The 22,697-nt window shown below is 71.2% G+C and carries 16 protein-coding genes; 5 read left to right on the forward strand and 11 right to left on the reverse strand.

Features of this window, described 5'->3' with window-relative positions; translation table 11 throughout:
* Positions 1 to 151 precede the first annotated feature (151 nt).
* Positions 152 to 5,299 (forward strand): AAA family ATPase, encoded by a 5,148-nt coding sequence (locus WMF22_RS15110; protein WP_438036195.1) that lies wholly within the window; start codon positions 152 to 154, stop codon positions 5,297 to 5,299.
* Positions 5,300 to 5,319: 20 nt separating this feature from the next.
* Here WMF22_RS15110 and WMF22_RS15115 read toward each other — a convergent pair whose 3' ends face one another.
* Positions 5,320 to 5,676, reverse strand: a complete 357-nt coding sequence (locus WMF22_RS15115; protein WP_437299789.1) for a hypothetical protein — start codon at positions 5,674 to 5,676, stop codon at positions 5,320 to 5,322.
* Between the two features lie 363 nt (positions 5,677 to 6,039).
* On the opposite strand from WMF22_RS15115, the gene WMF22_RS15120 reads away from it, so the two are divergent.
* On the forward strand, positions 6,040 to 8,316 hold the full coding sequence (locus WMF22_RS15120) for a PilZ domain-containing protein (protein WP_438036196.1): 2,277 nt from the start codon (positions 6,040 to 6,042) through the stop codon (positions 8,314 to 8,316).
* A gap of 136 nt (positions 8,317 to 8,452) precedes the next feature.
* Here WMF22_RS15120 and WMF22_RS15125 read toward each other — a convergent pair whose 3' ends face one another.
* On the reverse strand, positions 8,453 to 9,154 hold the full coding sequence (locus WMF22_RS15125) for a hypothetical protein (RefSeq protein WP_438036197.1): 702 nt from the start codon (positions 9,152 to 9,154) through the stop codon (positions 8,453 to 8,455).
* 330 nt (positions 9,155 to 9,484) lie between these two features.
* On the opposite strand from WMF22_RS15125, the gene WMF22_RS15130 reads away from it, so the two are divergent.
* Positions 9,485 to 9,727 (forward strand): hypothetical protein, encoded by a 243-nt coding sequence (locus tag WMF22_RS15130; protein ID WP_437299792.1) that lies wholly within the window; start codon positions 9,485 to 9,487, stop codon positions 9,725 to 9,727.
* A gap of 842 nt (positions 9,728 to 10,569) precedes the next feature.
* On the forward strand, positions 10,570 to 10,812 hold the full coding sequence (locus WMF22_RS15135) for a hypothetical protein (protein ID WP_438036198.1): 243 nt from the start codon (positions 10,570 to 10,572) through the stop codon (positions 10,810 to 10,812).
* 68 nt (positions 10,813 to 10,880) lie between these two features.
* Here WMF22_RS15135 and WMF22_RS15140 read toward each other — a convergent pair whose 3' ends face one another.
* Positions 10,881 to 11,213, reverse strand: coding sequence for a hypothetical protein (locus tag WMF22_RS15140; RefSeq protein WP_438036199.1), 333 nt, complete (start codon positions 11,211 to 11,213; stop codon positions 10,881 to 10,883).
* Between the two features lie 291 nt (positions 11,214 to 11,504).
* Here WMF22_RS15140 and WMF22_RS15145 point away from each other — a divergent pair, with 291 nt between their 5' ends.
* Positions 11,505 to 12,569 (forward strand): IS1 family transposase, encoded by a 1,065-nt coding sequence (locus WMF22_RS15145; protein WP_438036200.1) that lies wholly within the window; start codon positions 11,505 to 11,507, stop codon positions 12,567 to 12,569.
* An 84-nt stretch (positions 12,570 to 12,653) separates the two neighbouring features.
* Here the strand turns inward: WMF22_RS15145 and WMF22_RS15150 are convergent, their stop codons facing one another.
* From WMF22_RS15150 to WMF22_RS15185, 8 genes are all read right to left on the reverse strand, one after another.
* Positions 12,654 to 13,589 carry a sce7725 family protein gene (locus WMF22_RS15150; RefSeq protein ID WP_438036201.1) on the reverse strand — a complete coding sequence of 312 codons (936 nt, stop codon included), beginning with the start codon at positions 13,587 to 13,589 and terminating at the stop codon, positions 12,654 to 12,656.
* A gap of 9 nt (positions 13,590 to 13,598) precedes the next feature.
* Positions 13,599 to 14,471, reverse strand: a complete 873-nt coding sequence (locus tag WMF22_RS15155; protein WP_438036202.1) for a sce7726 family protein — start codon at positions 14,469 to 14,471, stop codon at positions 13,599 to 13,601.
* A gap of 220 nt (positions 14,472 to 14,691) precedes the next feature.
* Entirely contained in the window at positions 14,692 to 14,940 is a 249-nt protein-coding gene (locus tag WMF22_RS15160; RefSeq protein ID WP_438036203.1) for a hypothetical protein, read from the reverse strand.
* The gene (locus tag WMF22_RS15165) at positions 14,937 to 15,485 is read right to left on the reverse strand and encodes an RNA polymerase sigma factor (protein WP_438036204.1); all 549 of its coding nucleotides are present in this window, start codon (positions 15,483 to 15,485) and stop codon (positions 14,937 to 14,939) included. Before WMF22_RS15165 ends, WMF22_RS15160 begins: the two co-directional genes overlap by 4 nt.
* Complete coding sequence (locus WMF22_RS15170) at positions 15,482 to 15,721, reverse strand: transcriptional regulator (protein ID WP_438036205.1); 240 nt, start codon at positions 15,719 to 15,721, stop codon at positions 15,482 to 15,484. The genes WMF22_RS15165 and WMF22_RS15170 overlap by 4 nt, the downstream gene beginning before the upstream one ends.
* Before the next feature lie 659 nt (positions 15,722 to 16,380).
* Complete coding sequence (locus tag WMF22_RS15175) at positions 16,381 to 16,551, reverse strand: hypothetical protein (protein WP_438036206.1); 171 nt, start codon at positions 16,549 to 16,551, stop codon at positions 16,381 to 16,383.
* An 82-nt stretch (positions 16,552 to 16,633) separates the two neighbouring features.
* The gene (locus WMF22_RS15180) at positions 16,634 to 17,920 is read right to left on the reverse strand and encodes a patatin-like phospholipase family protein (protein WP_437299793.1); all 1,287 of its coding nucleotides are present in this window, start codon (positions 17,918 to 17,920) and stop codon (positions 16,634 to 16,636) included.
* A complete protein-coding gene (locus WMF22_RS15185) occupies positions 17,917 to 22,401 on the reverse strand; it encodes a serine/threonine-protein kinase (protein ID WP_437299794.1) in 4,485 nt (1,494 codons plus the stop codon). Before WMF22_RS15185 ends, WMF22_RS15180 begins: the two co-directional genes overlap by 4 nt.
* Positions 22,402 to 22,697: the final 296 nt, after the last annotated feature.

Consider the following 22,697-nt stretch of genomic DNA (forward strand, 5'->3'; position numbering starts at 1 on the left):
GCACGCCCGCGCACCGGAGGAGATCGAGACAAGGTAACGATTGAGGAATATCGATACCATGTGCGCTGGGCTACTGATTGCGGCCGCGGCGGCTCCCGACGTTGTGTGAACGTTCTCACGGCACGTTCCGTATCGGTTGTAACCTGTACGCATGACGACACCCGGGGCGGTTCATGTCATCGGATCGGCGAGCTCACCGCAGGGCTACGCCGCGGAGGCCACCCTCCACGAGGGGACGATGATCACCGTGTGCCGCGCGCGCCGCGCGTCGGACGGGCAGCCGGTCGTGCTGAAGGGGCCGAGCGCCGGGCGGGCGTCGCCGCGCGCGATCGCGAGGCTCCGCCACGAGCTGGTGATCACGCGCGAGATCGCGCACCCGGGCGTCCTTCGCGTCCTGGACGTCGAGGAGAGCGACGGGGGGCCCGTGCTCGTCCTGGAGGACTTCGGCGGCGCGTCGCTCGATATCGTCTCGCGGAGCGAGCGGCTCGGCCTGGGCACGACCCTTCGGATCGGCATTCACGTCGCGGACGCCCTCGCGGCGCTCCACCACGCGGGCATCATCCACAAGGACGTCAAGCCGCACAACATCCTCGTCCGCCTCGATCCGCTGGTGGTCAAGCTCTCCGACTTCGGGATCGCAACGCGCCTGTCGCAGGAGGCGCCGAGGGCCGAGAACCCGGGCGCCGCGGAGGGGACCCTTCCGTACATGTCACCCGAGCAGACGGGCTGGATGAACCGCAGCCTCGACTGCCGGACGGACCTCTACTCCCTGGGCGTCACCCTCTACGAGCTGCTCACGGGCGCGCCTCCGTTCACGGCGCCGAGCGCCATGGAGCTCGTGCATTGCCACCTGGCCAGGACGCCGGCGCCGCCGCACGCCGCGTCGCCCGAGATCCCGCGCGTCGTCTCCGATCTCGTCATGAAGCTCCTCTCCAAGGCCGCCGACGATCGGTACCCGTGCGCCGAGGCGCTGCGCGCCGATCTCGAGGAGTGCCTCCGGAGGTACGAGGCCGACGGCCGCGTCGATCCTTTCCCGCTCGGCGAGCGCGACGCGGGCGGCCGGCTCTGGCTGCCGGAGAAGCTCTACGGGCGCGAGGCCGAGGCGCAGGCGATCGTGGCCGCGTGCGAGCGCGCTTCGGCCGGCGCCGGCGCCGTCGAGCTGTTCCTCATCTCCGGCCACGCCGGTGTCGGCAAGTCCGCCCTCGTCCGCGAGGTCTACAAGGTGCTCGCGCGGCGGCCCGGGTACTTCGTCTCGGGGAAGTTCGGCCAGCTCAGGCAGCGCACCCCCTACGCGGCCATCGCGCGGGCGTTCGGCGAGCTGTGCGAGCGCATCCTGTCGGAGGGCGAGGAGTCCGTGGCGCGCTGGAAGGCCCGGCTGAGCGCCGCGCTCGGCTCGATCGGGCAGGTCGTCGTCGACGTGATCCCCGAGCTCGAGCGCGTCGTCGGACCCCAGCCCGCCGTGCAGCCGCTCGGGCCGAGCGAGTCGAAGAACCGCTTCAGCCTGGCGTTTCAGACCTTCGTCCGCGCCGTCACGGAGGAGCACCTCCTCGTGCTCTTCATCGACGACCTCCAGTGGGCCGACCCGGCCTCGCTGAAGCTCCTCGAGCTCCTGATGACCGATCCCGACGTCCGCGGGATGCTCGTGATCGGCGCCTACCGCGACCAGGAAGTCGACGACGCCCACCCGCTGGCGAGGCTCGTCGGCGGCCTGCGGGCGGCGGGCGCGTCCGCCTCCGAGGTGTGGCTCGGGCCGCTCGAGATCGAGGACATCCGCCGGCTCCTCGCCGACGCCCTGCGCTGCCGCCTCGAGGACACGGACGCCTTCGCGGCGCTCATCCTGGAGCGGACCGCGGGCAACCCGTTCTTCATCCACCAGCTCCTGCACGCCCTCGCCGGCGAGGGGATCGTGCGCTTCGATCCGGCCGCGGGGGCGTGGGCGTGGAGCCTCGAGCGCGCCCGGAGCGCGGAGGGCGCCGAGGGCGTCGTCGAGCTGATGGCCGCGAAGATCCGGCGGCTCGCGCCCGGCGCGCAGCGCGCCCTCCGGCTCGCCGCCTGCGTGGGCCACCGCTTCGACCTCCGGACGCTCGCGCTCGCCGCCGAGCAGCCCCCGGGCGAGGTGGCCGCGGCGCTCTGGGAGGCCCTGCGGGCGGGCCTCGTCGTGCCCCTCGATCCCGAGTACCGCCTCGTCCACGCCGGCGACGCGGCGGTCGCGGGCAGGCTGCTCGAGGACCCCTCGTTCCGCGTCTCGTACCGGTTCCTGCACGATCGCGTCCAGCAGGCGGCGCACGCGCTCATCGACGAGCCGGAGCGGAAGCGGCTGCACCGCCGCATCGGCCGGCTGCTCGCGGCGACCCTCGGCGAGGACCCGAGCGACGAGGATCTGTTCGTCGTCGTCGGCCACCTGAACCTGGCCCCGGCCCCGATCGACGATCCGGCGGAGCGCGGCGAGCTCGTGCGGCTCAACCTGGCCGCGGGGCGGCGCGCGCAGGCGGCGACCGCGTACGACGCCGCGTTCGGCTACCTGAGCGCCGCGGCGTCCGCGCTCGGCCCGGATCCGTGGGCCGGCGAGGCGGGCCTCGCCTTCGACGTCTTCGACATCTTCGACATTTATGCCGCGAAGGCCGAGTGCGCGTACCTGAGCGGCCGCTGCGACGAGGCGGAGGCGCTCTTCGACGCCCTCCTCGAGCGCGCCACGTCGGATGTCCAGCGCGCGCGCGTTTACTGCCTGCGGATGGTCCTCTACAACGCGCAGCACCGCTGGGGGGACTCGCTCGGTGTGGCGCTCAAGGGCCTGCGCCTCTTCGGCGTGGAGGTGCCCACCGAGGGCGAGGCGCTCGCCGCCGCGCTCCGCGCGGAGCTCGCCGAGGCCGAGCGCGGCTTCGCCGCCCGGCGGAGCGAGGACATCGTCGCGGGCCCGGAGCTCGCCGATCCGCGCGTCAGGATCGTGGTGGAGATGCTCGGCTACGGCTCGCCCTCGGCGTACATCGTCAACCTGCCGCTGGCCCAGCTCCTCGCCGTCAGGATGACGAACCTGTCGCTCCGGCACGGGATCTCGCCGATGGCCAGCGTGGCGTACGCGCTCCACGGCTTCTACCTGGCCGCGTTCTGGGGCCAGCCGCACGAGGGCTACAGGATCGTGCGGATGGGCGTCGCCCTGAACGAGAGGTACCGGGTCGACGCCATCAGGGCGAAGGTCGACTTCAACCTCGGGGTCGTCATGAGCCACTCGAGGCCGCAGCGAGAGGCGCTCGAGGTCCTCCAGCGGGCGCGGGTCGCCGGGATGGAGACCGGCGACTTCATGTTCGCGTCGGCGGCCTCCAACCTCGTCGCCCAGATGAAGCTCAGCCTGGAAGGCGAGCTCCGGCGCGTGCGCGAGGACGTCGGCGGGTTCCTGCGCTTCACCTCCCGCACGAAGGACCCGCTGTCGACGGCGGTCCAGACCGTCGCGCTGCAGGTGATCCAGAACCTCGAGGGGCGCACGCTGGACCGCGGCACGCTGAGCGACGCCGGCTTCGACGAGGACGCCTTCGTGCCGAAGCTCGACGTGATGGCCTTCGCGATCGTCGCTGGCTTCTACTACACGAACAAGCTCGCGCTCGCGTACCTCTACGGCGATTACGAGGGCGCGCTGCGGATGGCGCGCCGCGCGCACGAGCGGGCCCGCGCCGTGACGGGCCAGTACATCGGCATCGTCGATCTGCCGCTCTACACCTGCCTCACCCTCCTGGCGCTCGGCCCTCGGGCGAGCGGGGAAGAGGGCGGCGCGCTGGCCGAGATGCTCGCGTCGAACCACGACAAGCTCGCCGTCCTCGCGCGGGACTGCCCCGAGCTCCGGCACCTGGAGCTGCTCGTCCGGGCGGAGCGCGCGCGCGTCGCCGGGGAGGCGCTGGAGCCGATCCTCGAGCTCTACCAGCAGGCGAGCGACGCGGCGGAGAAGGCGGGGTACGTGCGCTACCGCGCGCTCGTCAGCGAGCTCTTCGGCAGGTTCCTCGCGGCGAGGCGCGTGCCGTGGCTCGCGCGCTCGTGCCTCGTCGAGGCGTACCAGGCCTACGCGCGCTGGGGCGCCACGGCCAAGCTGCGGCAGATGGAGGAGGCGTACGTCGAGCTGCTCCCCCGCGCGGCGGCGGGCCAGCCCGCGTCCGCGAGCGTCCTGTCGAGCCTGACCTCGGTCGGCTCGTCGACGACCGACACGGTGGCGCGGCGCGTGGCGCTGCTCGACGCGGCGGCGCTCATCCGCGCCGCGCAGGCGGTGGCGCGCGAGATCGACCTCGGCCGCGTGATGACGCGGCTGCTCCGGCTCGCCGTCGAGAGCGTCGGCGCCCAGCGGGGCGCGCTGATCCTGGACCACGAGGGCGGGCCGCGCGTGGAGGCCGTCGCCGAGGACGAGGGCGAGGTGCGCGTCGGCCCGTCGACGCCCGTGCGCGAGAGCGGCGCCGCCGCAGCGCGGGTGATCGAGCTCGCGATGCGCACCGGGAGCGCCGTCGTCGTGGCCGACGCCGCGCAGGACGGGCGGTTCGACGGCGACCCCTACGTCGCGGCGCGCAAGCCGCGATCGGTGCTCGCGCTGCCCATGGTGAGCCAGGGGGAGATCTCGGGCGTCCTGTATCTGGAGAACAACGCCGCGCCCGAGGTGTTCTCGCCCGCCCGCCTCGACGTGCTCGAGCTGGTCGCCGCGCAGGCCGCCATCGCCGTGAAGAACGCGCTGCTCTACGCGCGCCTCCAGGCGGCGAGCGACGAGCTCCGCAGGGCCAACGACGCGCTCGAGGCGGCCGTCGCCGCCCGCACAGCGGAGCTCTCCGCGGCGAAGGCGCAGCTGGAGGCGGAGCTCGTCGAGCGGGAGAGCGCCGAGCGGGCGCGCGCCGCCCTCCAGGAGGACCTCATCCGCGTGCAGCGCGAGCGGCTCGCCGAGCTGTCGACGCCGCTCATCCCGATCACCGACCAGATCATGGTCATGCCGCTCATCGGGACCCTGGACGCGGAGCGGGCGGACGAGGCGCTCGAGACGGCGCTGCACGGCGTGGCGGACACGTCGGCGCAGGTCGTCATCCTGGACATCACGGGCGTGAAGGGCGTGGACAGCAGCGTCGCCGCGACGCTCGTCCGGGCCGCGACCGCGCTGCGGCTGCTCGGCGCCGAGGCGGTGATCACCGGGATCCGAGGCCACGTGTCGCAGACGCTGGTCAGCCTCGGGATCGATCTCAGCGAGACCGTCGTCCAGGGGACGCTCCAGCGCGGGATCGCGTACGCGCTCCGGAAGACCGGCCAGGCGCGGCAGCTCGCCGCCATGGCCCCTCGCTGACGGCCCGCGGTCGCGGGCGCTCAGTTGGCGAGCTTGCTCGCCTCTCGCGGGCCGAAGATCGCCTCCCAGTTCGAGCGGTAGGCGTCGGTCGCGACCTGAGCGGGGCCTGACCGGGGCGACTCGCGCGCCGCCGGGAGGAGCACCTCCACGTCGAAGAGCCGCGCGTGCTCGGACCGCTGCGTCAGCTTCACGAGCTCCCCGTTCAGCGGGCGCCCGTGCTCGGTGGGCCGCAGCTCGCCGATCTCGAGCCGGTCCTCCCGGCTCCGGATCACCCGGAAGCCTTCCCCCTGCTCGACGGGGCCATGGATGAAGACGACATCCTGATTCGCGGCGGGCGCGGGCGTGTCCTGGTTCTGCGGGGGCTCGTCCTTGCCCATCGCGAGAGTTTCCCACGTTTGCCCCCCGGAGCGCCAGGTGAAGCGAGCGCGCGATCACCAGCTGTCACCGCCAGTCACCGCCTGCCGCCCATCGCTCACCGCCTCCGCCCCCGTTGCTCGGTGGCTCCGTTGCTCCCCGCGCCACAACGCTGCGCATCACGGCGGCGCGTGTTCACGTGGCACGTGGCGCATGGCCAGGGCCTCCAAAACTTGGCCAGCGCGGGGCTTACGCCGTACTGCCGGCCAATGGGCGCTCTGCACCGCGGAGGGCCCGCGACGGCGGACGCGGCTTCGCGGCGGAGGTATGGGCGTATGAACGGTCGAGGCGCAGAGGGAGAGGGCGTTCGCAAGGCGCCGGAATCCTTGGACAGGGAGCGCGAGGGCGGCGGCGAGCGGCGCGCTGGCGCCGGGCAGCGGGTCCGCGTCGAGGCGCTCGTCGCGGTCGGCGAGACGTCGGGCGGCGGCTTCGAGGCCGAGTCGATCGACATGTCACCCGAGGGGATGCGCCTGCGCACGGCGTACCTGCCGCGGGTCGGCGACGCCCTGATCTGTCGGTTCGACGGGCTCGGCAAGGAGCTGGTCGTCGAGGGCGAGGTCTGCTGGCGCGCCGAGCAGGCGCGCGGCGGCGAGTTCGGCCTGCGCTTCACCGGCCTCGACGCCGGGTCGGAGGAGGCGGTGCGCGCGATGTGCTCGTCGATCGACGCGGGCGCCGCGGGCCCTGCGCCGGCGCTCGCCGTCCAGGCCGCGGCCGCGTCGCCCGGGGCCGCGCAGCGGGGCTCCCGCGTGCGGCTCCACATCGAGGGTCTGGGCTCGCCGATGAAGGCGCGCGTGCGCGGCGGCGGGCTCGACGACCTCGAGGTCGGCTCCAACCTGGAGTTCCTCAAGGTGGGCCGCTCCCTCGAGCTGGAGGAGGTCGATCAGGGCACGCGCCGCGAGGCGTACATCGATCACGTGAAGGTCGAGGTCGACCCGGCGACGAGCGTGCCGCAGCTCGTGGTCACGCTGGCCTACGAGGCGCCCCGCGCGGCCAGGGCGCCGCGGCCGCGGCCCTCGTCGCCCGAGGCGCTCCCCCCGGCCCCGGCGCGATCTTCCCATGACGCCGGCGCGCCGGCGCGGGCGCAGTCGTCGCCGCCGCCGCAGGGCGAGCGCGCCGCTTCGCGACCGTCGTCGGCGCCGACCGTCCCGGCGCGCGATCATCAGAGCGAGCGCGCGGCTGCGCGGCCTTCCTCGGCGCCGACGGTTCCGGCGCGCGATCCTCAGGGCGAGCGCGCGACGGCGCGGCCTTCCTCGGCGCCGGCGGCCGAGCCTCGGGGCGAGCGCGCCTCATCGGGCGTGAGCGGCGGCGCGAGCGGCGGCGCGGCGGCCCACGCGGACGACGACCACGACAGCGACGTGTCGCCGGCGCTCTCGGCCCGGGAAGCGCGCGCGGGCGCCGAGGCGGCCCCGTCCTCCGCGGACGACGGAGCGCCGTCCTCCACGGGGAGCGCGGCCGAGGACGCGGGCGCCGAGGCGGCTGCCGACGCGCAGCCGGGCCGGCTGCGCGAGGTCGGCGAGAAGGCCGCGATGGCGGGCAAGGCGGTGGCGGGCAAGCTCGCGCCGGCGCTCGCCGGCGCCGGGGCGCGCGCGGCCACGGCGATGGCGGGCCTCGTGGCGAGGATCAAGGCGCGGCGCGCCGCGCGGGCAGGCGACGGCGACGGCGACGGGTCGGGCAAGGACGGCGGCCCGCGCCGCAAGACGGCGCCGCCGCCGGCTGGCGCGCTGAAGTCCGGCGGGCGCCGGCTGGTGCGCGAGGAGCCCGAGGAGGCGGCGGGCGAGGACGGGGAGCCGCCGCGCTTCAACAAGAAGGCGGCCGCGGTCGGCAGCTTCCTTGGGCTGGCGGCGGTGCTCGTCGTGTTCGGGGCGGCGCGCCTCTTGGGCCTGCGGGGCGGCGACGCGCCCGCGGCCGGGGCCGAGTCGGCCGCGGGCGCGCCGGCGCTGCCAGCGTCGGCGTCCTCCGGCGCGCCTGCCCTCGCGGCGGCCGCGGGGCCGGGCGGCGCGCTCACGGCGAACGTCCCGCTGTTCGGTGCGACGCCGCTGTCGACGACGGAGCCTGTGCCGCCGACGCCGCCGGCGGATCCGAGCGCGCTGGCCGGCGGCGCGCTCGCGCCGGGCGCGGCGGTCCCGGGCGGGCCGGGCGAGGACGACGAGGTGGAAGCGGCGGACGACGGCGACCGGGAGGGGCCGCGGGAGTGGGGGCAGGGGTCGGTGAGGAACCCCATCGTCCTGAAGCTCAAGATGGACGGTCCGATCGAGGAGCTGAACGGCGCGGCTGGCGCGATGGGCTTCACGGTATCGCTGCCCGATCGGCGGGCGCTGTCGTCGGGCAGCGGCCTCGCCCGCAAAGACAAGCGCATCGCGTCGGTGCGCGTGGTCAACACCGCGCACGGCGCGGAGGTCACCCTGCAGTTCAAGGACGGCGTGCCCGCCTACAAGGCGAAGGCGCGCGGCGATCGCCTGGAGATCTCGCTCGGCCGCGGCGAGTCGAAGAAGGTGGCGTCGAAAACGAAGCCCGAGAAGAGCGAGAAGCCCGAGAAGAAGAAGGGCGGCGACGCCAAGAAGAAGAGCGAGAAGGGGAGCGCCAAGAAGGACAAGGAGCGCTGAGGGGCGGTCGGCCGAGCAGGGCCGGCGGCTCGCAACGAACCGGGTCCGCCGCTGGTACCGAATCGCTCGACGATCGCCGATCCGCGCGGAGCGCCGCCCGCCTGGCGTCGAATCACGGCTCGGCTCCTTCCTCTCCTCAGAGGAAGTAGTGGACCGTCAGGTTGACGGACCCGCTGCTGGCGTTGCTGCTCTCGCCCATGTACTCGTAGCTCAGGATCGTCCAGCGCCCGGTCATCTCGAACCCGAAGCCCTTCGGACGACCCCACAGAACGCCCAGCTCCAGCATGCCGCCCAAGGCGTCGTCGAACCGAGCATCGGCGCCGCCGAGGACGCCGTCGCCATAGAGGTGCGGGTTGAGCTCCAGGATCCCGCCCGCGGCCACGACGCCGTGCCACGAGCTGTCGATTGCCACCAGGCTTCGGACGGAGGCCATCAATGGGATGCGCTCCAGCTTGATCGAGCCATCGGCGTCGACGAGGGTGCTCTTGTACTTCCACCCGGCGTCCAGCCCGAGACCGAGTCCCACGCGATCTCCGAGCCAGAGAGGCGTCCAGGTCAGTCCACCGGAGAGGGAGACCCCTTCTCCGGCGTGGACGGCGGTCGTGGAGCCGTCCGAGTACGTGAGCTCGGCGAGCTCATCGCCGCCGAAGGCGAGGCCGAGCGAAGCGTGCAGCCCCAGAGACGAGAGCCATTCCCCGCGGCGCAGGGCCGGGGCGAACTCGTTCGGAGCGGCATCCGCCTCGGGTGCTGCGGAGGGAGCCTCGGCGCGCGCCACGGAAGCCCAACCCAGTATTCCCACCCCCAGCGCCGTGATCAGGATCTTCGAGTTGATGGTCATGGTTCTCGCTCCAATCCGAGCTGTCAGCCGGTGACGACGATGTTGTCGCGCACGCCGACGAGTACGCGTTTGCCAGCGCGGCTCTTCCCGACGTCGCGCGGCCTCTGAACGCCGTCATGCCGGCGATCGGTGCGGCGTCAGCCTTGGTGAAGGACAGGCACGCTGGCGTTGTGTGAGCCTTCGAGTGACGAGGCGATAGACAATGTGTTTGTTGCGTAATCTTGTCAACGGCGAAGCAGGGAGGGGTCATGGCGTCATGGCGGCATACCCAGCAGGCTTGGGTCGAACTCCCGGGAGCGCTCGCCACGGACGCCGCGCAAGGCTCGGTCGATGGATGCGCAGGAGCGTCGCGGTGGGGCCGACCCGCGCATGCCTCTGTCGCGGGATCGGGTGTTGCGGGTGGTGCTTCGCTTCGCCGATGAGGCCGGCCTCGACGCCGTGACGATGCGGGCTGTCGGCCAGCGCTTGCACGTCGAGGCCATGTTCCTCGACAAGCATGTCAATCATAAGGGCGATATCGTCGACGATCTCGTTGAGATCGTTGTCTCCGAGATACTTTGCCTTCGGCGCTGAGGGCGCCGCCGGGGGGGCGCAACGGATTGGATCCGTTGGGAGGGGGCGCCGCCAGGGGGTTGTGGCGGACCGGATCCGTTGGAAGGGGGCGTCGCCAGGGGGTTGCGGCGGACCGGATCCGTTGGAAGGGGGCGTCGCCAGGGGGTTGCGGCGGACCGGATCCGTTGGAGGGGGGCGTCGCCAGGGGGTTGTGGCGGACCGGATCCGTTGGAAGGGGGCGTCGCCAGGGGGGGCGCAGCGGATCGAGTCCGTTGGGAGGGGCGTCGCCAGGGAGGTCGCAACGGATCGAGTCCGCGGGGAGGGGCGTCGCCAGGGTAATGGTCAAAATTGACCAACCGGCCCAGCGCGACCTTGACTCCCGGTTCGGGGACGGGGTGGTCAAACCATGATCCATGGCGTGACTGTCCTACCAGTCAACGCATGGCGTCGTACGACCGGAGCGGTTCGTCCGACTGCCTCGCGGGCGGTCTGTACAGTGAGAGTGTACGACGCGTCGTACACTCGCCCCCGAAGGCCGAGCCCGGGAGCCCGTCTGTGGGAAGACAGTCAAGGCAAATGGATTTCTGATACGCCATGGCGTATATGCAGTCGTAGACACCAGGCAAGAGGTGGATCATGGACGGCACAACTGGGTCCGCGGATACAAACCAGCGTCGAGACAGCGTGCCGAGCGTTCAGCGCGGCATCCCGGATGACCACCCGGTCCTCCAGGCTTTCCGCCGCGCGCCGGTGGTCCCGGGTCGCGCCTCAGATGAGGAGCGCGAGGTGTTCGCGACCGCCGCCAATGGCCCCTGGATCCCGCACGAAGAGCTCATGGCGGAGATCGAAGCGCGCTGCCCTCGATGAGGTTGCGTGTTGATTGGTCTCCGCAGGCCGGCGCCACGCTTCTGCGGATTCACTATCTCGTTGCGTCTGACGTAGGCGCGGCCGTACACCGCTTCGCCGCGACCGGCGAAGGCAACCTGTACAGTTACGACGAAGATGCCGGCATCAAAATCCGGCTCGCAACCGAGACCTACCATGCGGTGATGACGGTCAACCGCGAGGAAGGCGTGGTTCGAGTCTGGCACCTCTACCGTCCGTAGTGCGTCAATTGCCGGTGGCATCCTGTTTATGACAGGCGACACCTTACGCCGCTTGACGGCGTGACCCCTCAGTTCAGCTCGACCGGCTCGTCCTCGCCCTGCCGGTCGACCTGATGCCGCAGCAAGGTCGTCAGCGCGACCTCGTCCTCCACCTCCCACCCGTCCCGCTTCATCAGGTCGATGTAGGCGAGGTGCGCCTCCGGGAGCGTCTGCATCTTCAGGTCAAGCACGTCCTCGCGTAGGTAGACGTCCGCCTCGCCGCGTTCGGCGACATGCTCGACCCTCGCCACGCACCGCTCGCGGTCCGCAAGGACGATCGAGCCGACCGCGGGCGCCTCGTCGACCTCCACGCGCTTCGTGATGGCGTGCCCGCCGTTCTCCAGGATGAGCCTCGCTCGCATGCGGCGACCCTACCACGCGCGCCGCGCTGCTCGTTGGCGCTCGCGACCGACGACGCGAAAACGCCGACAAACAGGCTGTAAACGCGCATGATAGCTAGGACAACCCGTGTCCTAGGTGCGCGAAAACCGCGGGAAACAAGGCGTTTCGTTGCTATCTTGCAGGGTACTTAGCAAAGCGCCCTGCCCCCGGCTGGTCCCCGGAAGCAGGGCTGCGAACACCGGACGGTGGCCCGTCCAGCGCACCTCGCACGTGCAGCATGGGCCCCCGCTCGGAGAGAGGCAAGGCCCTGCATGGCACACGTGCTGCCCATGGCGAAGCGCGTCGAGGTCGTGTCACATCTCGTCGAAGGGGCTGGCATCCGCCCCACGACGCGGCTCACGGACGTGAGCAAGCCGGCGGTCCTGTCGCTGCTGCTGCGCGTCGGCGAAGGCTGCGAGCGGCTGCACAACCGGCTCGTGCGCGGCGTCGACTGCGTGACGGTCCAGGTCGACGAGATCTGGAGCTACGTGCAGAAGAAGCAGGCGCGCGTGCAGCCGGGCGACTCTGCCGAGGTCGGCGAGGCGTACGTGTTCGTCGGCATGGCGAGCGCGTCGAAGCTCGTCATCAGCTACCGCGTGGGGAAGCGCGACGAGGTGAACACCGCCGCCTTCATCAAGGATCTCCGCGCGCGGCTGGTGAGCGTCCCGCAGCTCTACAGCGACGGGTGGGCGCCCTACGTCGCCGCGGTCGGCTCGTCGTTCGCCGGCTCGGCCGACTACGCCCAGGTGGTGAAGAACTACCGCCGCAAGGGCCGCAAGGACGACGATCACAGGTACGAGCCACCGCGCGACCCCTTCATCACGAAGACGCCCGTCTTCGGCGTGCCCGACATGAAGCGCGCCAGCACGTCGCACGTGGAGCGCCAGAACCTCACGATCCGCATGCACATCCGGAGGTTCACGCGGCTCTGCAACGGGTTCAGTAAGCGCCTCCCGCACCACAAGGCGGCCGTCGCGCTGCACATGGCGTTCTACAACTTCTGCCGCCCGCACGAGGCGCACCGCGTGACGCCCGCCATGGAGGCCGGGCTGACCGATCACGTCTGGAGCGTGGAGGAACTCGTCGCGGTGGCGCTTGCCGAAGCGCCGGGGGAGCCGCCGCAGCCCAAGGCGCTCAAACTGCCGGAGCCGCCCCCGGGAGCGCCTACGGCGCCCGCACGGGCCTTGCCGAACGGGCGCGGGTTCCTGCGGCTGGTTGGGTCGGCACCGGCTACGCCTGTGGCACCGACGCCCGCTCCGGAGCCTCCGCCGTCAGGGCCACCGCCCGCTCCGGAGCCGCGCAGGATGGTGCAGTTGAGCTTGTTCAACGGTGAGTAGGCGACACTTCCGCACGCATCGACCAACGCGATACGTCGCGCAATGACCGCAGACCGCCACCACCCTCGCCTATGAAGGCTATGGTCACATGACTTTCAGCATCACTTCAAGGTGATGCTTGATGGCCATCCTCTTCGCGTATCCGAGGCTCTTGAACTGTTGCGATGAATGGATTCCTAGATACTCATCACAAGTTGGCGTGTGATTGAACTCACCAAGTAACGGGAGCGCGCCGACCAACTTCGTCAGTGCTTCCAAGAACTTGCCCTCGATGTCAGCTGGCGAGTCAGTACGATCAGACACAAAGTGTCTAACGTGCAGGTTCCCGCCATTGTTGTCGTTGCGGTACACGTGATGCAGGGCGACGGCGTGCGCCGGCCCCCCATCTTCCAAATACTCCGCGCCGACGATCGAGTAGTCGCCAAAGCCGGCGTACGTATCGTCTGGGTACAGCAGGTGCATGTCAGTAAAGAAGTCGTCAGCAGGGTACTTGGCGTTCTTCTCGGCTCGCTTGAATCGATCCTTAACCAGAACACGTTTCTCCGCGGGGAATCTACGGCAGACGTCCAACGGCAGATTCCCGTCCAGAAACACGTGGTACACGGCGGACCGGTGCTTAGCAAGGCGCTCAAGCAGTTGCGGATCCGCTGGCTGTCCGTCATACACCAACGCGAACCCAACGTCGCCGAACGCGGCGTTCAGCCAGTCTAGCTGCTTGGCGGCAAACGATGCATCCACGTACATCGCCGGGATGTAGTTGTCGTACTCGGACAGCGACTGCCTGATTAAGCCATTCTGCACGGCACTAGTGTCATTGGCCAATTCACCACGTCGTGGATTTAGGAGCAGCATGAACCGCATGCTCTCCTGAGCGAATCTATCTAGGCTTAGGCGAGCGGTGGCATTGGCGTTGACTGGCTCTATAATCGGGAGTATGCGCCTGTGGCGCGCCAGCTGTGGCGCAAGTTCACGAAGCGCGAGCAACTCATTGAGCTTTCCCCTCAAAAGCGGAAAATACATAACGCCCCCTTATGTTACACAAGGACTCAACAGGGTCGATTCGACTCGCGAAATATACCTCGACGATCCGGAAATGGTCATACACAGGTAGTTCAGCGAACGGGGCACCTTCCCGAGAAGATGCCACCCGGCATAATAGTCGGTCCGGCGTCTCAGCGCCGATAGCAGAACGGAGTGCGCAATCGATGGCGATAGCTTGCAGAATAGCTCCTTGCACTCTGTGTATATTCTAGTATTCGGAACATCCGGGACGCGCCCAAAGTGGGACTTTATTGCGTCTACGTACTCCTGACGGCGCAGACAGTCGAAGATGCTCGCAGGGGACGTTTCATTCTTATGTGACGCGCTCTTCCTGACTGTCCTGAGCGTCAACTGCTCGGCGACGCAAAGCAGGCCGATGTCAGCGTCGATGGTCGCCATGAGACGCTCGCATACATCGACGGATGCGACTATGTAGATCTTGTCAAAGATCCTTTTGTATGCGCTGATCTGCTCTGGCAGTTTCGCTAACGAGTCCAGGTCCGTTTTGATCTCGTATGCCGATGAGGTGCCGTTTGCGATGACGACATCTGCGCGGCAGTCTCCGCTTCTGAACTCGCCGACCATTGCCGACGTTTCTGGCGAGTGCAGTTTTAGGTGGATCTCGTTCGCGATCGCGTTCTTAAATACGTATTCGCACCTGTAGTGCTCGGCCATCAGTGCGTGGATGTCGTCAAGCACAGAGCATAGCGGACGCTTGAGCGCGTCCGGTGAGAGCCCGGCGTTGGCCGTAGCCTCCCGCAGCGTCCCCAGGTGCTTCCCAGCCACCGCGCGTTCCAAGAACGGCGATCGGAAGAGGAGCGCCGCAGGCGCGAGCCGTTTTGCAAACGTTCCTGTATCCATGAGGTCGTGCGCGGTCGTGGGTGACGCCGACCGAATTTTCGCTTGACTAGCTGGCCAAATCAAGGCGCTGATGAACAGTCTCGGACGGTAGGGCTGGCGCGCAGGATCCTGCGCGCCAGCCCTACCGGGAGCTAGGCCGGCGCGCCTTGAACCACCCCGCCCGCCGTCGGCCATCTGCGCCATCACGGCGTTCTCGCGCAGGACCTCGCCCGGCGCGCGCCTACCTGTCGTGCCGCACGAAGAGCTGGTCGATGGCGTCGAGCGCCTGGATCGCGCCGATCGCTTGCTGCGCCGCTGCGCGCTGGTCCTTGGTTCGAGCCTCGATGAGGGCGTCGAGGACATCGGCCCAGAGCTTGTCGCGGTTCCACGGGCGCACGCCCGGGAAGTCGCAGAGCGCCGGGACCTCGCTGGCGATGAGGGAGAGGTCGTCGGCGCTCAGGACGCGCTTCCTGTAGTCGGGGCCGCTCATCGGCGCCTCCGGAGCTTCCGAGCGAGGCGCGCCCGCGCGAGCCGCAGGCGGCTTCCCGCCGTGCCGAGCGGGATGCGGAGGATGCTGGCGATCTCGGTGCCGCCGTGGCCGAGTGCTGCGAGGACGAGCACCTCGCGGGCCCAGAGCGGCATCGCAGCGATCGCCATGAGGGCGGTGCCGGCGTCGATGCGCTCGCCGACGTGCCCGGGGTCTACGCGCTCCTCGCCCGTGGTCGCCCATGGGTCGAAGACGGGCACCTCGCGACGTCGGAAGGCGCGCTCGTGGTAGTGCGTGCAGTGGAACCGGCACACGCCGAAGAGCCAGCGCTTCAGCGCGTCCTGCGGTTCGCGCGTTCGGTCGGGTCTGTAGCGCCCGGCCTGGGAGCTCATCCAAGCCCCGAGCACGACGTCCTGGCACACGTCGTCGAGATCGACGGCGCGCACACCGAGACCACGCAGAGCGCTGCGGATCAGCGGTTCCTGCGCGGCGATCTCGGTGATGGTCAGGACGCGAGCGGGGCCAGCGTTCGGGCCCCACGGGCTCATGGGGCACCCCGGCCGCAGTACGGGCAGCGGTCGGTCGCAGCGCTCAGCCCGCCGAGGAGCTGCGCGACGGAGACGCCGGCCGCCCTGGCGGCGCACTGCGCGGTCGCGAGCGACCCGTTGTCGCGCCCGTTGGCGATGCCCTCGATGCAGTTGACGGACACGCCCATCACCGCGGCGAGGCACGGCCACGAACCGTACGCCTTGCGAAGGTGGCGCAGCGCGGCACGAAGCCGCATGCGCTGGGTCGGGGTAAGGGAGACGCTGGGGGCGGTTTGGCGACGGCGGCGCTTGGGCGCACGTTCGCCTTCTTGCTCGCCCGAAGGCGAACGGACTACGGTCAGCATGTCGGACCTCGGTTCTGTCGGGGTTCGGCCACGCAGCCCGGACGATTGCCGTCGTCGCGGGCTGCACTTCCTTGCGCCGAACGCTACGGACCGAGATCGCTGTTCGCCACGCGAATCAGGCTATTTTGACCACTCGCGGGCAAAACTGACCACTACCGTCGCCAGGGGGGGCGCAACGGATCGAGTCCGTTGGGAGGGGCGTCGCCAGGGGGTCGCAATGGGTCTGGGCCGTTGAGGGGGCCGCCGGGGCCGCGACGCGCGCTGACTGTCCGCGCCCTGGGCCCACGTCGCCGAAGGTCCTGCTTGATTCCCCATCCACGGCAGCCGCGGTAGGCCCCCGTGGCATAGGTGTTAACCATGCGCGTTCAGGGCCCCAAGCCAGCCCCCAGCAGCGACCACTGCCGTCGTGAACGTGGTCGTGGTCGTGGTCGTGAACGTGGTCGTGGTCGTGGTCGTGAACGTGGTCGTGGTCGTGGTCGTGAACGTGGTCGTGGTCGTGGTCGTGGTCGTGAACGTGGTCGTGGTCGTGGTCGTGGTCGTGAACGTGGTCGTTAACGGCTCAGGCGTGAACGTGAACGTCTCGTCCCGTCAATCGTCGACCAAGGTACCGGCGGAATGTTCACGTCTACGATCATGTCGTCGACGACCACGACCACGACCACGACCACGACCACGACCACGACCACGACCACGTTCACGTTCACGTTCACGTTCACGTTCACGTTCACGTTCACGTTGGTGAACGCTGGGGGGGGTCGCGCTTGGGGCCCTGAGCGCGACCGAACGACCTCCGCTGCCGCGGCCCTACACCGATCTCCCCGGCCCCACAGGCGGCGGGATCGACCACTCCGCGCTGTCCGACAACCGGGGCTCCGCCTCCTCCGCCGCGCTCCCGAAGAAGTCCACGACGTCGTGCCGCCTCGCCTCCGCGTCCGCGCGCCCGAGCTCGATGAGCTTCCGCGTGAACGAGCCGTCGAACAGGAGATAGCTCGCGAGATCCGCGTCGTTCTCCGCGCCGACGTCCACCAGCGAGAGCAGCCTCCGCATCATCGCCGGCCCGCCCTGCAGCTTGCCCGCCCTCACGTGCTCCGCCGCCAGGCGCCCGAGATCCACGCTCGGCCGCACCACCAGCGTCTCCACCCGCCGGTACGGCAGCGCCCCGCGCAGCGCCGCGGCCCCGTTGATCGATTGCAGGAAATCCGGGCCGAACGCCTGCTCCCCGTCCTCGATCATGTGGTTCACCCGCGTCAGCACCTCGAAATCGGTCTGGATGTGGTCGAGCAGGAACGCGTTCAGCACCTTGCCGAGCACGAGCGCCATCCCCGGCGGCTTGCCGCTGTCCCCCGCGTCGATGCTCCTCACCTCGCGCGACAGCCCGATCGCCAGGACGTGCGTCGCCCCCAGCCGCAGCGCCGGCGCGATCGGCGTGTTCTGCCGCACGCCCCCGTCCATGAACAGGTCGCGGCCGATCCGCACCGGCGGGAACAGGATCGGGATCGCCGCGGACGCGAGCGCGTGCTGCGGGCCGATCAGCGCCCCCCGGATGATCGTCCGCGGCGGCGCCGTCGTCGGCAGCGCCCCGTCCGGGCCCGTCTGCATGAAGATCACCGTGCGGCCCGTCCCGATCTCCGTCGCCGACACGCTCACCGCCGAGAGGTAGCCGTGGCGCAGCGTCCGCGCGATCGCGCGCCACGGGATCTCCCGCTCGACGAGCCGCTGCATCGGCGACACGTCGAACAGGCCCACCCCCTCCGACCCGCCCCCGAACAGCAGCTTCGGCATCGAGATCGCCTGCCGGACCCCGAAGCCGAGCACCGTCTCCAGCTTCAGCTGCGTCCACAGGTTGACGAGCCGCCGCACCCCCAGCGTCGGATCGTCGAGGTGCGCGGCGAGGTAACACGCGTTCACCGCGCCCACCGACGTCCCGCACAGGATGTCGATGCGCGGCGGCGCCCCGCGGAGGCGGGCGAACGCGTCGAGGACGTACGACAGCACGCCGACCTCGTACGCGCCCCGCGCGCCTCCGCCCGAGAGGATCACCGCCACCTTGCGCCGCGGCTTCGCCCCGGTCCTCGCGCCCGTTCCCGTCATGCCATCTCCCCGCGGCGGAGCGGGTCGTGCGCCGCCGCCGGTCCGTCCGCCTCCGCGGCGAGGACCCGCCGCACCACGGTGCGCTCCAGGAACAGCGCCCTGAGCCGCGCGTCGCGGATGTAGCCCGCCACCCTCCGCACGTGCGCCGCCGCGCGGTGGTACGCGTCCGTCGAGCTCGCCGGCGCGCCCTTCTGCAGCGCCTCGCAGCAGAGATCGCGCACCTCGATGCCGTACTCCGAGCTGCCCGCCTCGACAGCGCCGAGCGCCGTCCGCGCGAGCAGCACCCCGGAGTGGACCTCCCCCGCGTCCACCCGCGACGCCGCCTCGATCGCCGTCGCGTGGGCGTGGTAGCTCATCAGCCCCTGCGACTCGGCGAGCTGCCGCGCCTCGGAGGCGTTCGCGATCGCGCCCTGGATATCGCCTCGCGCCCTGGCCAAAAGGCCGCGGACGTTGCGCTCGTGGATCATGTCGTAGACGCTGCCGGTCACCGCGATGAGCGCGCCCGCATCGGCGCAGAGCGTGCGCGCGGCGTCGACATCGCCCGCCTCGAGGAGGATCCCTGCCGAGCAGAGGAGCGTGTCGGCCCGCGCATCCTGATCGTCATAGCGCTCGTGGGCCTCGCGCGCCCGCTTCATGTACGCCAGGCTCCGCGGTACGTCCCCGAGCTTCGCGTAGGCGTGGCCGATGTTGCTCAACGTTTTGGCGATCTGGAACCGGCCGCCGATCGCGAGATCGATGGAGATCGACGAGAGCCCGACCGCGATCGCGTCCTCGAAGCGCTCGAGCACGAACATCGCCACCGCGAGCGAGTTCTTCGCGCGCGCCTCGCTGCGGCGCGCCCCCACCGCGCGGAACACCGCGATCGCCTCGGCGTAGGCCTCCACCGCCTCCTGCACGCGGCCGACCCGGCGCAGGAGCACCCCCTTCGTGCGCAGCACCTCCGCGCGCGCCCGCGGCGTCAGCCCGCCCGCCTGCGTCACCCGGAGCGCGCGATCCGACGCGCTGATCGCGCCCTGGACGTCGCCGAGCTCGCGCAGCACCTCCGACAGGATCGTGAGCGCCTCGACCTCGAGCGCGGGACGGCGCGCGATGCGCGCGATCTCGGCCGCGCGCTGCGCCACCGGCAGGCCGCGGGCGAGGTAGCCGTCGTCGAGGTCGAACCGCGCGGTGCGCACGAGGGCGAGCGCCGCCCAGCGGGCGTGGCCGCTCTCCTTCGCGAGCTGGCGCAGCGCCGCGAGGTGCCGCCGCCGGTCGCGGCGGCGGCCGAGGTGGCGGAAGATCGCCTCCAGCGCCTCGTGCGCGATCATCCGCCGCGTGTCGCCGTTCGGCAGGAGCGACAGCGCGCGCTCGTAGTACCGCCGCGACAGCTGCGCCTGGTGCCCCGCGCGCGCGGCCCGCGCGGCGTCGAGGTAGAGCTCCGCCGCCGGCCCGGGCGCCTCGCCCCGCGCGAGGTGCTGCGCCACGATCGCCGCCGAGAGCCCCTGCGAGAGCGGCGTCGTCGAGAGGTGCTCGCCGAGCCGCCGGTGCATGCGCACGCGGCTCGCGCCGTCGAGCGCGAGGTAGGCCACGTCGCGCACGAGCGGGTGCCGGAAGTCCACCGCCCCGGCGCGGCGATCGCACAGGCCGCGGGCGCAGAGGCGCGTCACCGCCTCGTCGTCGGCGAGCCGCGTCAGGTTCAGGATGTCGTCCTTGAGCAGCGGCCCCCCCGCGACCGCCAGCCAGTTCACGACGTCGTGCTCCGCCGGCGGCAGCTCGCGCAGGCGGTCGCCGATGAGCTGCTCCAGCGTCGAGGGCAGCGGCTCGCCGCGATCCCCCGTCCGGTCGTGGCGCACGAGCTCGTGCCGCCCGCCCGGGTGCTCGACGATCTCCAGCGTGCCCCGCTCGAGGAGCGCGTCGATCATCTCGAGCAGGAAGAACGGGTTGCCGGCGACGCGCGGCACGAGCTCGCCGCAGACGGCCGCCACCCCGTCGCGCACGCCGAGGCGGGCCTCGACGAGGCGCATCTGCTCCTCGGCGCCGAGCCCGCGGAGCTCGATCCGCACGAGCCCCTCGATGAACGGGGTCACGCGCTCCTCGGGGCGCGTGAGGAGCAGCACGAGCACCGGGAGCCGCTCCGCGCGCTGCTTCAGGAGCTCCGAGAGCAGCTCCAGGCTCGGCCGGTCGGCCCACTGGAGGCCGTCGATGACGACGACGAGCGGCTGGTGGCGCGCCAGCGAGCCGAGCAAGTACTTCACGCCCCGCACCACCACGTCGCGGCCGTAGGCGGCCGCCTCCTCCTCGGGGTGCTCGAGCTGCTTGCCGGTGACGAGCTCGGCGAGCCGCGTGACGATGCGCGCGCCGAGCGGCGAGCGCGCGATGGGCCCGAGCAGGGCGCGGATCACGTGGGAGGCGTCGTCGATCGCGTGGTCGAGCCCCATCCCGGTGACGTCGCGGAGCACGTCGCAGACCGTGGCGAGCGGCAGCTCGCTCTTCACGGGCGAGCACTCGACGTGGAGCACGCGCGCGTCGCCGGGGAGCTCCGAGAGGAACGTGGAGATGAGCGCGCTCTTGCCGATGCCCATCTCGCCGACGATGACGCGCGCCACGGACTGGCCGCGGAGCGCGCCGACCGGCGGGCTCGAGGGCCTGCTCGAGATGCTCGGGGGCCTGCTCTTCCGGCTCCCCGGCGGCTCGCTCTCGCCGAAGCGCGCGGGCGGCTCGACGTTGCCCTTCACGGGCGGCGAGATCGCCCGGTGGTAGGCCGCGTGCAGGTCGGCCCGCTCCGCGTCGCGCCCCACGAGGTCGTTCGGGGAGAGCGCGATCTCCGCCATGCGCTCCTCGCGGGTGAGCGGGCGCTGCAGCGCGTAGAGCCGCATCTGGTGCGGGACCGGGTAGCCGCGGGCGTCGTCGAGGTCGAGCGAGGGCGCGTCGCCCCAGCGGAAGTCGCGGCGGACGAGGCGGTAGACGCCGCCCGCGACCCACGTCTTGCCGAACGGGGTGCGGCTGCCGATGCGCTCGGCGAGGAAGTTCGCGGGCTCCTTGAGCGCGTGGTTGATGAGGTGCCCCTGCTCGTCGCGCTCGCCGTACGCGATGCCGCGGACGATGCCGATCGCGGCGCGGAGCTCGACGGGCAGGTCCTCCGACGCGCCCGCGAGCGCCTCGTGCACGTCGACCGCCAGCGAGGCCGCGTCGGCCGCGGCGCGCGAGGGGTTCGCGAGCAGCCCGACCACCGCGCGCGCGCTCGCGTGCGACTCCCACGACCAGATCGCCCCGTGCTTGAAGGCGATGGCGTCGAGGGTCGTGCGGATCGAGCGCCCGCTGCGCTTGCCGGCGAGCCGGCCCTGCGCCCCGAGCAGCGCGTCGACGCCCTCGATGCGCAGCGTGACCACGGCGACGTGGCGCACCTCGCGCACGGCGCGCGGCGCGCCCGTGCCCTCGGCGTCGCCGCCCGTGCGCGCGGCCGGCACCGCCGCGAGCGTCTGCGGCTGCGCCACCGAGCCGTCGTCCGCGGGCTGCTCCTCCGCGCCGTCCGCGCCCTCCATGCGCCGCGCGGCGCCCTCGCGCGCCTCCTCCGCGCGGTCGCGGCCGAGCAGGTGGGCCACGGTCTGCTCGACCGAGGCGTTGTCGACGAGCTCCTGCCGCGCGAGCAGCGCGCGCGCGACCGCCCCGGCCAGGTCGCGCGCGGTCTGGAAGCGGGCCTCGGGCTCGCGCTCCATGGCGCGCATCACGATCGCCTCGAGCTCCGCGGGGATGTCGCGCGCGTGCGACGACGGCGGGTCGAACCGGCCCTCCTTCACGGCCTGGAGCAGCGCCTCGTCGTCGAGCTTGCCGTACGGCGAGCGCATGGCGAGCAGCTCGTAGAGCACGACGCCGAGGGCGTAGATGTCGCTGCGCCGGTCGACGCGCTCGCCGCGCGCCTGCTCGGGCGACATGTACCCGAACTTGCCCTTCAGCACGCCGGGCTCCTCGCGGAACAGGTTGGCGCTGGCGATGCCGAAGTCGGCGATCTTCACGACGCCCTCGAGCGAGAGCAGGATGTTCTGCGGCGAGACGTCGCGGTGGACGATGGCGAGCGGCATGCCGCCCTCGTCCTTGCGCTCGTGGGCGTAGTGCAGCCCCTTCGCCGCCTCGGAGACGATGAACGCCGACACGAGCGGCGGGATCCGCGACTCCTTCTGCTGGGCGGCCCGCATCAGCTTGCCGAGGTCGAAGCCCTCGACGTACTCCATCGAGAGCAGCAGCCCGTCCTCGCCGTGGTCGGAGAACTCGTAGACCTGGACGATGTTCGGGTGGTTCAGGCGCGTGGCGAGGTGGGCCTCCTCCACGAACATCGCGCGGAAGCGCCGCGAGGCCCCGTGCGCGGGGAGGATGCGCTTGACGACGAGGAGCTTGTACGTCCCCTCGGCGCCCCGCTTCTTGGCGAGGAAGACCTCCGCCATGCCGCCAGCGCCGAGGCGGCGCTGGATCTCTAGGTCGGCGAGCTGGGACGGGTGCTTGGCCATGCAGCGAAGCGGCGCGCGGGCGCCCTGGCTGGGAGGCGCCGAGCGCGGTGAATCGGGTGACCGGTGATGAACGAGGTCCGCGCTCGGTTCCCCCGATCCATGGGAGGACTACGGGTTGACCCGCATGGTAGCGTCCCGCCCGCGTCTCCGGGGAGACAACCAGGGTGGAAAGGCGAATCTTTCTGGGTGGCTCGGGGATCCCCGCCGGGGGTGAGCCTGCCCGCGCGCCGCACATCCGCGATGGCGGCGCCGCCAGACCCCGGCCCTGACGCTTCGCTTGCAAGGCGCCCTCCCAC

It is taken from the genome of Sorangium sp. So ce204, assembly GCF_051526795.1.
Taxonomy (GTDB): domain Bacteria; phylum Myxococcota_A; class Polyangia; order Polyangiales; family Polyangiaceae; genus Sorangium; species Sorangium cellulosum_B.